This window comes from Bradyrhizobium sp. LMG 9283, from assembly GCF_045571415.1.
Taxonomy (GTDB): Bacteria; Pseudomonadota; Alphaproteobacteria; order Rhizobiales; family Xanthobacteraceae; genus Bradyrhizobium.
Genome location: NZ_CP120691.1, coordinates 4204713 through 4215870 on the forward strand (window position 1 = coordinate 4204713; position 11158 = coordinate 4215870).

Genomic DNA, 11158 nt, shown 5'->3' on the forward strand with positions numbered 1-11158 from the left:
GTCACGATGAGCTCACGGGCCATGCCCCCAGCCCGAAGCTCATCCGAGCGCGGCGCGAGCGACCAACCAGCAAGTCGCCGCCGCCGCGCTCGCGGCCGGTATGGAGCTGACTGCCGACGCATTCGCCAGACGAGCCCCGGCCCCTTCATGGCGCATGGCTCTCTGATCGTTTGCGGCTGTGGATAGGTGTCCTTTGTTGCACCTGCCCTGATCGCAGCAGCGCCCTCTTGGCTGAACCGCACCAGGACTCTTGGCAAGACCCTGGCAAAAGGACGCTTGGCAAAATATGTCAGGGGCGGCGGGAGGGTGCCTGCGCCGGTCGTTGCCGGGGCTGGACGCGCTGCCGCACCAGAAAAACCGTACATTTTGGTCGGTCAAAGCGCGGCCGATAGCTGCCTTGGCCCGCGCGCCGCAATGTCAGAACTGCGGGCCTGCGAAACCGTCACTGCCCTTGCTGGGGCGGGCGATCTGCTTCATACCAGCCGCGGGGTGATTCCGGGATTTTCACCGTTCTGGGAGCGGCAAACGGCCTGAAAACAGCGTGTCTTGCGCCCATTGGTGCACTGCGCTAAGGCTCAGAATAATTCCAAATCGGACGAATCCGTGGCTGTCCCGAGGCCGCGGGAAAAAGGGCTCGTCTATGAGCGGCATTCTTCAGAACTATCTTCCACTCGTGGTCTTTATAGGCGTAGCGGGCCTCATCGGTCTCGTGCTGCTGATCGCGCCCTTCATCGTGGCGTTCCAGCAGCCGGACCCGGAAAAGCTTTCGGCCTATGAGTGCGGTTTCAACGCCTTCGACGACGCCCGCATGAAGTTCGACGTCCGCTTCTATCTGGTCGCCATCCTCTTCATCATCTTCGACCTCGAGGTGGCGTTCCTGTTTCCGTGGGCGGTGGCGTTCGGCAAGCTTGGCGCGACCGGCTTCTGGTCCATGGTGGTGTTCCTCGCCGTGCTGACGGTCGGGTTCGCCTATGAATGGAAGAAGGGAGCACTGGAATGGGATTGAACCCCGCATCGTCCACCGGTCCGGTCATCGCGCCGGCCCCGAAGGGCATCCTGGATCCGTCGACCGGCAAGCCGGTCGGGGCCAACGATCCGTTCTTCCTCGAGGTCAATTCCGAGCTGTCCGACAAGGGCTTCTTCGTTGCCGCGACCGACGATCTCATCACCTGGGCGCGCACCGGCTCCCTGATGTGGATGACCTTCGGTCTTGCCTGTTGTGCGGTCGAGATGATGCAGGTGTCGATGCCGCGCTACGACGTCGAGCGCTTCGGCTTCGCCCCGCGTGCCTCGCCGCGCCAGTCCGACGTGATGATCGTCGCGGGAACCCTGACCAACAAGATGGCCCCGGCGCTGCGCAAGGTCTACGATCAGATGCCCGAGCCGCGCTACGTCATCTCGATGGGCTCCTGCGCCAATGGCGGCGGCTACTACCACTATTCCTACTCGGTCGTGCGCGGCTGCGACCGCATCGTGCCGATCGATATCTACGTGCCGGGCTGCCCGCCCACGGCGGAAGCGCTGCTCTATGGCGTGCTGCTGCTGCAGAAGAAGATCCGGCGCACCGGCACCATCGAACGCTAAGGTTTACGTCATGGACGACGCCAAGCTCGACGCCCTGGGGCAGACGATCGTTAGCGCGCTTTCGGGCGCCGCGACCGGTCACTCCGTGGCCTTCAATCAGCTGACCGTGGATGTCGAGGCCAGCAAGATCGTCGAGGTGGTCAAGTACCTCCGCGATGACCCGAACTGCCGTTTCGTCAGCATCACCGACATCACGGCGGTGGACTACCCGGATCGCGAGAAGCGCTTCGACGTGATCTACCACTTCCTGTCGCCGACGTTGAACGCGCGGATCCGGCTCAAGGCTCAGGCCGACGAGACCACGCAGGTGCCGTCGCTGATCGACGTCTTCCCCGGCGCCGACTGGTTCGAGCGCGAGGCCTACGATCTCTACGGCGTGTTCTTCGTCGGCCATCCCGACATGCGCCGCATCCTCACGGACTACGGCTTCGAGGGCCATCCGCTGCGCAAGGATTTCCCGCTCACCGGCTTCGTCGAGGTCCGCTACGACGACCAGGAGAAGCGGGTGGTGTACGAGCCGGTCCGGCTCAGCCAGGAATTCCGCAAGTTCGATTTCCTCTCGCCGTGGGAAGGGGCGGACTATCCGTTGCCGGGGGATGAAAAAGCGGGGCCGAAGAGCTGACCATGAACGAGCAACCGCAGAATCTTCGCAACTTCACCATCAACTTCGGGCCGCAGCATCCGGCGGCGCACGGCGTGCTGCGCCTCGTGCTGGAGCTGGACGGTGAGGTGGTCGAGCGCGTCGATCCGCATATCGGCCTGCTTCATCGCGGCACCGAAAAGCTGATCGAGCAGAAGACGTACTTGCAGGCGATCCCTTATTTCGACCGGCTCGACTACGTCGCGCCGATGAACCAGGAGCACGCCTTCTGCCTCGCTGCCGAAAAGTTGCTCGGCATCGAGGTGCCGCGCCGCGGCCAGCTGATCCGCGTGCTCTATTGCGAGATCGGCCGCATCCTCTCGCATCTGCTCAACGTCACCACGCAGGCGATGGACGTCGGCGCGCTGACCCCGCCGCTGTGGGGCTTCGAAGAGCGCGAGAAGCTGATGGTGTTCTACGAGCGCGCCTCCGGCAGCCGCATGCATGCGGCCTTCTTCCGTGTCGGCGGCGTGCATCAGGACCTGCCGCAGAAGCTGATCGACGACATTGAGGCCTGGTGCGATCCGTTCCTCAAGGTCGTCGACGATCTCGATCGTCTGCTCACCGCCAACCGCATCTTCAAGCAGCGCAACGTCGACATCGGCGTGGTGCCGCTGAAAGAGGCCTGGGAGTGGGGCTTCTCGGGTGTGATGGTGCGCGGCTCGGGCGCGGCCTGGGATCTGCGCAAGTCGCAGCCCTATGAGTGCTACGCCGAGATGGATTTCGACATTCCGATCGGCAAGAACGGCGACTGCTACGACCGCTACCTGATCCGCATGGAAGAGATGCGCCAGGCCGTGCGCATCATGAAGCAGTGCATCCAGAAGCTGAACGCGCCCGACGGCAAGGGCCCCGTTGTCGTCGCTGACAACAAGGTCGCCCCGCCGCGGCGTGGCGAGATGAAGCGCTCGATGGAAGCGCTGATTCACCACTTCAAGCTCTACACCGAGGGCGTCCACGTGCCGGCCGGCGAAGTCTACGCCGCGGTCGAGGCGCCCAAGGGTGAGTTCGGCGTCTATCTCGTCGCCGACGGCACCAACAAGCCCTACAAGTGCAAGATCCGCGCGCCGGGCTTTGCCCATCTGCAGGCGATGGATCACATCTGCCGTGGCCATCTGCTCGCCGACGTCTCGGCGATCCTGGGCTCGCTCGACATCGTGTTCGGAGAGGTCGATCGGTGATGGCGCAGGCGCCAATCCAGTTTGACCGCGCCTCGGGGGCCCTTGAAGGGGCCAACCTGTGGGAGCGGACGGCTGCCTTGGCGCTGGTGACGGGATCGAAGATCTCCTCGCACTTCTCGCACATGGGCTACATCGCCTGCGCGAACCTGCTGCGCAAGACGCTGCCCGAGCGCAACATCGCGATCAGGCTCAATCCCGACGCCGTGTTCGAATTTCCTTACGGCGACGGCTATTGGAGCAAGCTGCTCAACCGCTCGTACAATTATGAGGACGAGCTCGAGCTCTTGTTCGCCGACTCCATCGACGTCGATTACACGCTGCTCGATTGCGGCGCCAATTACGGCTATTGGTCGGTGCTGGTGTCGAGCAAGCCCTTCGGCGCGCACAAGGCGATTGCGATCGAGCCGTCGGGCCAGAACTATCCGAAGCTCGCCAACAACGCCCGCGTCAACGCTGGCCGCTTCGAGACCATGAAATGCGCCATCGGCGCGGCCCGCGGCACCGCGCGGTTGTCGGGCACCAAGCACGAGGCCTTCAGCATCGCCGGCGATCCGTCCGCGGGAGGCGAAGAGGTGCCGGTCATTGCGCTCGACGATCTGATCGACGAGGGCAAGGTTGCGGCCACCGGCAAGTACCTGATCAAGCTCGACGTCGAGGGTGTCGAGATCGAGGCGATCAAGGGCGGCGTCCGGCTGCTGCAGGCCGACAGCGTCATCATGTGCGAGGAGCACGGTAGCGACCGCTCTCATGCCGTGTCGCGCTTCATCCTCGAACAGACCCCGCTGAAGCTGATCGTGTTCGATCCGCGCAGCAACCGGATGGAGACCGTGACCGAGCTGTCGATCCTCGACCGCATCAAGGTCTCGACCCACGTCGGCTACAATGTTTTCGGCACCGCAAGCGCATTCTGGCAGGACAGGATCGAAGCCATGAATGCGAAAACCGCGCGCCGCATGCAGTGAGAGATTGAAGCTATGTCCGTTCGCCGATTAGCACCGAAGGAAGTCCAGCCCGCGAGCTTCGCGTTCACGGAGGAGAACCTCGCATTCGCCAGGCAGCAGATCGCGAAATATCCGGCCGGACGCCAGGCTTCCGCCGTCATCGCCATCCTCTGGCGCGCGCAGGAACAGAATAACGGCTGGGTCTCGGAAGCCGCGATCCGCGTCATCGCCGACATGCTCGACATGCCCTATATTCGCGTGCTGGAGGTCGCGACCTTCTACACGATGTTCCAGCTCGCCCCCGTGGGCAAGAAAGCCCATGTCCAGGTCTGCGGCACCACGCCCTGCCGCCTGCGCGGTGCCGAGGACCTGATCCACGTCTGCGAGCACCGCATCCATCACGAGCCCTTCCATCTCTCCAAGGACGGCAATTTCAGCTGGGAAGAGGTGGAGTGCCTGGGCGCTTGCGTGAACGCGCCGATGGTGCTGATCGGCAAGGACACCTATGAGGACCTGACCAAGGAAAGCTTCGGCAAGGTGCTCGATGGGTTTGCTTCGGGCAATCCGCCCAAGCCCGGTCCCCAGAACGGCCGCCAGTTTTCGGCGCCGATCACCGGACCGACCACGCTGAAGGAGGTCACCTGATGCGTGATCTTTCGTCGCCTTCGGTAGAGGGGAGCGGTGCCATGAAGAAGTGGGGCTTCATCGCGATGCATGCCGCGGTGGCGGCCACGTTCATTTTCCTGCTGCAGCGTTTCGGCCTGAACGCGTCGCTGGAATCCAGTCTGCTCTGGGCGCTGACCTTTGGCATCTGCGCCGCCGGACTTGCCTACAAGCAGTCCAATCGTTGATCGGAAAGCACTGAAATGCTCGAGGACAAGGACCGCATCTTCAAGAACCTCTACGGCCTCCACGATTGGGGGCTCGAGGGCGCGCGGCGCCGCGGCGCCTGGGATGGCACCAAGAACATCATCGACAAGGGCCGCGACTGGATCATCAACGAGATGAAGGCGTCGGGCCTGCGCGGCCGCGGCGGCGCCGGCTTCCCGACCGGTCTGAAATGGTCCTTCATGCCGAAGGAATCGACCGACGGAAGGCCGAGCTATCTCGTCGTCAATGCCGACGAGTCCGAGCCCGGCACCTGCAAGGACCGCGAGATCATGCGGCACGATCCGCATCTCCTGGTCGAGGGCTGCCTGATCGCGAGCTTCGCGATGAATGCGCATGCCTGCTACATCTACGTCCGCGGCGAATTCATCCGCGAGCGTGAGCGCCTCCAGGCCGCGATCGACCAGGCCTATGAAGCGAAGCTGATCGGCAAGGACAACGTCAACGGCTGGCCGTTCGACCTCTATGTCGCGCACGGCGCCGGCGCTTACATCTGCGGCGAGGAGACCGCGCTGCTCGAAAGCCTCGAGGGCAAGAAGGGCCAGCCGCGCTTGAAACCGCCGTTCCCGGCCAATGTCGGCCTGTTCGGCTGCCCGACCACCGTCAACAACGTCGAGTCCATCGCGGTCGCGCCCGACATTCTGCGCCGTGGCGCGGCGTGGTTCGCCGGCATCGGCCGTCCGAACAATGTCGGCACCAAGCTGTTCTGCATCTCCGGCCATGTCGAGCGGCCCTGCAATGTCGAAGAAGCCATGGGCATTCCGTTCCGTGAGCTGATCGACAAGCATTGCGGCGGCATCCGTGGCGGCTGGGACAACCTCAAGGCCGTGATCCCCGGCGGCTCGTCGGTGCGCATGGTGCCGGCCGAGCAGATCATCGACACGCCGATGGATTTCGACAGCTTGAGCAAGCTGCGCTCGGGCCTCGGCACTGCGGCCGTGATCGTCATGGACAAGTCGACCGACCTGATCCGTGCGATCGCCCGCATCTCCTATTTCTACAAGCATGAGAGCTGTGGCCAGTGTACGCCGTGCCGCGAGGGCACGGGGTGGATGTGGCGCGTGCTCACCCGCATGGCCGAAGGCCGCGCGCACAAGCGCGAGATCGACATGCTGCTTGAAGTGACGAAACAGGTCGAGGGCCACACCATTTGCGCGCTCGGCGATGCCGCTGCCTGGCCGATCCAGGGTCTGATCGCGCATTTCCGTCACGAGATCGAAGCGCGCATCGACCAGTATTCGCATAAGGCCGATGTTGACGACATCGGCGTCCGCGATCCCGTGAACATGGTCGCGGCGGAGTAAGAGACATGACCAAGCTCATCATCGACGGCAAAGAGATCGATGTCCCCGCCGAATATACGCTGCTTCAGGCGTGCGAGGCGGCCGGCGCCGAGATTCCGCGCTTCTGCTATCACGAGCGGCTGTCGATTGCCGGCAATTGCCGGATGTGCCTCGTTGAGGTGAAGGGCGGCCCGAAGCCGGTCGCCAGCTGCGCATGGGGCGTGCGCGACTGCCGTCCGGGCCCCAAGGGCGAGCCGCCGGAAATCTCGACGCGTTCGCCGATGGTGAAGAAGGCACGCGAAGGCGTGATGGAGTTCCTTCTCATCAACCATCCGCTGGACTGCCCGATCTGCGACCAGGGCGGCGAGTGCGACCTGCAGGATCAGGCGATGGGCTATGGTGTCGACACCAGCCGCTTCGCCGAGAACAAGCGCGCCGTCGAGGACAAATATCTCGGCGCGCTGGTCAAGACCTCGATGAACCGCTGCATCCAGTGCACGCGCTGCGTCCGCTTCTCGGCGGAAGTCGCCGGCGCTCCCGAGATGGGCGCGACGGGCCGCGGCGAGGACATGGAGATCACGACCTATCTCGAGCATGCGCTGACGTCGGAACTGCAAGGCAATCTCGTCGACATCTGCCCGGTCGGCGCGCTGACCTCGAAGCCCTATGCGTTCGCGGCGCGTCCCTGGGAGCTCGGCAAGACCCAGTCGATCGACGTCATGGACGGTCTCGGCTCGGCGATCCGCGTCGACACCCGCGGACGTGAGGTGATGCGCATCCTGCCGCGGATCAACGAGGCCGTGAACGAGGAATGGATCTCCGACAAGACCCGCCACATCGTCGACGGCTTGCGCACCCAGCGCCTCGATCGGCCCTATATCCGCGAAGCCGGCAAGCTGCGTGCAGCGAGCTGGCCCGAGGCCTTCGCCGCGATCGCCGCCAAGGCGGCGCGCACCGACGGCAAGCGCATCGGCGCGATCGCCGGAGATATTGCCGGTGTTGAGGAGATGTTCGCGCTGAAGGATCTGCTCACCAAGTACGGCTCGAGCAATCTGGCGGTGCAGGGCGGCGACGCTTTCGATCCTGCTCTCGGCCGCGGCTCCTACATCTTCAATCCGACGCTCGCAGGCGTGGAGCAGGCCGATGCGCTGCTCATCATCGGCGCCAATCCGCGCAAGGAGGCGGCCGTATTCAACGCCCGCATTCGCAAGCGCTGGCGCGCCGGCGGCTTCAAGGTCGGCGTGATCGGCGCCAAGGCCGACCTGACCTACGACTACGACCATCTCGGCGCGGGCACCGATACGCTCGGCGAGCTCGCCGCCGGCAAGCACTCCTTCATTGACGTGCTGAAGAACGCCAAGCATCCGATCATCCTGGTCGGCGCAGGCGCGGCCGCCCGTCACGACGGTTCCGCCATTCTCGCCGCTAGCGCCAAGCTCGCGATCGACGTCGGGGCGGTGAAGGACGGCTGGAACGGCTTCGGCGTGCTGCATGAGACCGCCTCGCGCGTCGGTGCGCTCGATATCGGTTTCTCCGCGACGAGCGGAGGCCTGAACGCTGCGCAGATGACGACGTTCGGCACACTCGACTTGCTGTTTCTGCTCGGGGCCGACGAGATCAAGGCGCCTGACGGCACCTTCGTCGTCTATATCGGCACCCACGGCGATCGCGGCGCGCATCGCGCCGACGTGATCCTGCCGGCCGCCGCCTACACCGAGAAGTCCGCGATCTACGTCAACACCGAAGGCCGGGTGCAGATGACCGGCCGCGCCGCATTCCCGCCGGGCGAAGCCCGCGAGGACTGGGCGATCGTCCGCGCGCTGTCGGAGGCGCTCGGCAAGAAGCTCGGCTACGACTCGCTTTCGGCGCTGCGTCAGGCGATTTTCAAGGCCGTGCCGCATCTGATCCGTCTCGGCCAGATCGAGGCCGGCTCCGCCGACCAGATCAAGAAGCTTGCACGGAAGGGCGGCTCGCCGGAAAAGGCGCCGTTCAAGCCCCTGGTCGAGGACTTCTACCTGACCAACCCAATCGCGCGTGCGTCCGCCGTGATGGCCGAATGCTCGCGCCTCGCCTCCGGGCACATGCTGACCGCAGCAGAGTGAGCGTGATCTGATGGAATTCTTCGAAAGCGCATTCTGGACCGGCTTCCTCTGGCCGCTGATCGTCATGGTCGCGCAGAGCGTCTTGGTGCTCGTCGTCCTCCTGGTCGCGATCGCCTACATCCTGCTCGCCGACCGCAAGATCTGGGCGGCGGTGCAGATCCGCCGCGGTCCGAACGTGGTCGGGCCCTGGGGCTTGCTGCAGTCCTTCGCCGACCTCCTGAAGTTCGTGCTCAAGGAGCCGATCATCCCGGCGGGCGCCAACAAGGGCGTGTTCCTGCTGGCGCCACTGGTGTCGTGCGTGCTCGCGCTCGCCGCCTGGGCAGTGATCCCGACCAATCTTGGCTGGGTGATCTCCGACATCAATGTCGGCATCCTCTTCATCTTCGCGATCTCGTCGCTGTCGATCTACGGCATCATCATGGCCGGCTGGTCGTCGAACTCGAAGTATCCGTTCCTGGCCGCGCTGCGCTCGGCGGCGCAGATGGTGTCGTATGAAGTCTCGATCGGCTTCGTCATCATCACGGTGCTGCTCTGCGCTGGCACGCTGAACCTCACGGCCGTGGTCGAGGCCCAGCATGCGCGCGGTCTTGCCAGCCTGATCGGGCTGCCGCAGCTCACCATCCTGAACTGGTACGTCTGGCCGCTGTTCCCGATGTTCGTGGTGTTCTACGTCTCGGCACTGGCGGAAACCAACCGTCCGCCGTTCGACCTCGTCGAAGCCGAATCCGAGCTCGTCGCTGGCTTCATGGTCGAATACGGCTCGACGCCGTACCTCTTGTTCATGCTCGGCGAGTATGTCGCGATCGTCACGATGTGCGCGTTGGCGACGATCCTGTTCCTCGGAGGCTGGCTGCCGCCGGTCGATCTGCCGCCCTTCAACTGGGTGCCGGGGATCATCTGGTTCTCGCTGAAGCTGTTCTTCATGTTCTTCCTGTTCGCGATGGCGAAGGCGATCGTGCCGCGCTACCGCTACGACCAACTGATGCGCCTCGGCTGGAAGGTGTTCCTGCCGCTGTCGCTGGTGATGGTGGTCGTGGTGGCCGGCGTGCTGCATTTCGCCGGCATCGCGCCGAAGTGAGGGCCGTCATGGGTATCAACGTCAACGCCACTGCACGCTCGCTTCTGCTGTCGGAATTCGTCTCGGCGTTCTTCCTCGCCATGCGCTACTTCTTCCAGCCGAAGCCGACCATCAACTATCCGTTCGAGAAGAACCCGATCTCGCCGCGGTTCCGCGGCGAGCACGCGCTGCGCCGCTATCCGAACGGCGAAGAGCGCTGCATCGCCTGTAAGCTGTGCGAGGCGATCTGCCCGGCGCAGGCCATCACCATCGAGGCCGGCCCGCGCCGCAACGACGGCACCCGCCGCACCGTGCGCTACGACATCGACATGGTGAAGTGCATCTATTGCGGCCTCTGCCAGGAGGCCTGTCCGGTCGACGCCATCGTCGAAGGCCCGAACTTCGAGTTCGCGACCGAGACCCGCGAGGAGCTCTATTATGACAAGGCCAAGCTGCTCGCCAACGGCGACCGCTGGGAACGCGAGATCGCGAAAGCGATCGAGCTCGACGCGCCGTACCGGTGAGGTGAGGGCATGATCCTTCCCGCGCTGTTCTTCTATCTCTTCGCCGGCGTCTGCGTCGCCTCGGCCGTGATGGTGATTGTCTCGCGCAATCCCGTGCACTCCGTGCTGTACCTGATCCTGGCCTTCGTCAACGCCTCCGGCCTGTTCGTGCTGATGGGTGCCGAGTTCCTCGGCATGATGCTGATCGTCGTCTATGTCGGCGCGGTCGCGGTGCTGTTCCTGTTCGTGATCATGATGCTCGACGTCGACTTCCTCGAGCTGCGCGAGGGCTTCATCGAGTATCTGCCGGTCGGCCTCGTGATCGGCGGCATCTTCCTGTTCGAGCTGCTGCTCACGGTCGGCTTCTGGGTCATCAACCCCGGCGTCTCCAAGACGATCACGGCGGCGATCCCCACGAATGTCTCGAATACCGAGGCGCTCGGTCTCGTGCTCTATACGAAGTACATCCACTACTTCCAGCTCGCCGGCATGGTGCTGCTGGTTGCGATGATCGGTGCGATCGTGCTGACGCTGCGGCATAAGGCGAAGGTCAAGCGGCAGGACATCAACGTTCAGAACGCACGCACGCCCGACATGGCGATGGCGATGCGCAAGGTAGCGTCGGGGCAGGGGCTCTCGGACGCCGATGCTGCGGAGTGGGTGAAATGACGGTCGGGCTCGGACATTATCTGGCGGTCGGCGCGATCCTGTTCACGCTCGGGATCCTCGGCATCTTCCTGAACCGCAAGAACATCATCGTCATCCTGATGTCGATCGAGCTGATCCTGCTCTCGGTCAACATCAACCTCGTGGCGTTCTCGACCTTCCTCGGCGACATCGTCGGCCAGGTCTTCGCGCTGCTGGTGTTGACGGTTGCGGCCGCCGAAGCCGCGATCGGTCTCGCCATCCTGGTGGTCTATTTCCGCAACCGCGGCTCGATCGCGGTTGAGGACGTCAATCTGATGAAGGGCTGAGCTCT

The 11158-nt window shown here is 64.1% G+C and carries 13 protein-coding genes; all 13 read left to right on the forward strand.

The window, feature by feature from the left end; translation table 11 throughout:
- Nucleotides 1-640 precede the first annotated feature (640 nt).
- Genes P6U29_RS19870 through nuoK form a run of 13 tightly spaced genes read left to right on the forward strand, consistent with a single transcriptional unit; the run spans nucleotide 641 to nucleotide 11153 of the window.
- On the forward strand, nucleotides 641-1006 hold the full coding sequence (locus P6U29_RS19870) for an NADH-quinone oxidoreductase subunit A (protein ID WP_008136158.1): 366 nt from the start codon (nucleotides 641-643) through the stop codon (nucleotides 1004-1006).
- On the forward strand, nucleotides 997-1584 hold the full coding sequence (locus P6U29_RS19875) for a NuoB/complex I 20 kDa subunit family protein (protein ID WP_407119092.1): 588 nt from the start codon (nucleotides 997-999) through the stop codon (nucleotides 1582-1584). Before P6U29_RS19870 ends, P6U29_RS19875 begins: the two co-directional genes overlap by 10 nt.
- A gap of 10 nt (nucleotides 1585-1594) precedes the next feature.
- Complete coding sequence (locus P6U29_RS19880; RefSeq protein ID WP_407119093.1) at nucleotides 1595-2206, forward strand: NADH-quinone oxidoreductase subunit C; 612 nt, start codon at nucleotides 1595-1597, stop codon at nucleotides 2204-2206.
- Between the two features lie 2 nt (nucleotides 2207-2208).
- Entirely contained in the window at nucleotides 2209-3405 is a 1197-nt protein-coding gene (locus P6U29_RS19885; RefSeq protein ID WP_407119094.1) for an NADH-quinone oxidoreductase subunit D, read from the forward strand.
- Nucleotides 3405-4367, forward strand: coding sequence for an FkbM family methyltransferase (locus P6U29_RS19890; RefSeq protein WP_407119095.1), 963 nt, complete (start codon nucleotides 3405-3407; stop codon nucleotides 4365-4367). The genes P6U29_RS19885 and P6U29_RS19890 overlap by 1 nt, the downstream gene beginning before the upstream one ends.
- A 12-nt stretch (nucleotides 4368-4379) precedes the next feature.
- Nucleotides 4380-4991, forward strand: coding sequence for an NADH-quinone oxidoreductase subunit NuoE (gene nuoE, locus P6U29_RS19895; RefSeq protein WP_407119096.1), 612 nt, complete (start codon nucleotides 4380-4382; stop codon nucleotides 4989-4991).
- On the forward strand, nucleotides 4991-5197 hold the full coding sequence (locus P6U29_RS19900; RefSeq protein ID WP_407119097.1) for a hypothetical protein: 207 nt from the start codon (nucleotides 4991-4993) through the stop codon (nucleotides 5195-5197). Before nuoE ends, P6U29_RS19900 begins: the two co-directional genes overlap by 1 nt.
- A 15-nt stretch (nucleotides 5198-5212) precedes the next feature.
- A complete protein-coding gene (nuoF, locus tag P6U29_RS19905) occupies nucleotides 5213-6538 on the forward strand; it encodes an NADH-quinone oxidoreductase subunit NuoF (RefSeq protein ID WP_122403004.1) in 1326 nt (441 codons plus the stop codon).
- 5 nt (nucleotides 6539-6543) lie between these two features.
- A complete protein-coding gene (nuoG, locus tag P6U29_RS19910) occupies nucleotides 6544-8619 on the forward strand; it encodes an NADH-quinone oxidoreductase subunit NuoG (RefSeq protein WP_407119098.1) in 2076 nt (691 codons plus the stop codon).
- 10 nt (nucleotides 8620-8629) lie between these two features.
- Nucleotides 8630-9697, forward strand: a complete 1068-nt coding sequence (gene nuoH / locus P6U29_RS19915; protein WP_407119099.1) for an NADH-quinone oxidoreductase subunit NuoH — start codon at nucleotides 8630-8632, stop codon at nucleotides 9695-9697.
- An 8-nt stretch (nucleotides 9698-9705) separates the two neighbouring features.
- Nucleotides 9706-10200 carry an NADH-quinone oxidoreductase subunit NuoI gene (gene nuoI, locus P6U29_RS19920; RefSeq protein ID WP_210342510.1) on the forward strand — a complete coding sequence of 165 codons (495 nt, stop codon included), beginning with the start codon at nucleotides 9706-9708 and terminating at the stop codon, nucleotides 10198-10200.
- Nucleotides 10201-10209: 9 nt separating this feature from the next.
- Nucleotides 10210-10848: an NADH-quinone oxidoreductase subunit J gene (locus tag P6U29_RS19925; protein WP_027575307.1), complete on the forward strand. Its 639-nt coding sequence runs from the start codon at nucleotides 10210-10212 to the stop codon at nucleotides 10846-10848.
- Nucleotides 10845-11153 (forward strand): NADH-quinone oxidoreductase subunit NuoK, encoded by a 309-nt coding sequence (gene nuoK, locus P6U29_RS19930; protein WP_092028826.1) that lies wholly within the window; start codon nucleotides 10845-10847, stop codon nucleotides 11151-11153. Before P6U29_RS19925 ends, nuoK begins: the two co-directional genes overlap by 4 nt.
- The last annotated feature ends 5 nt before the right edge of the window (nucleotides 11154-11158 follow it).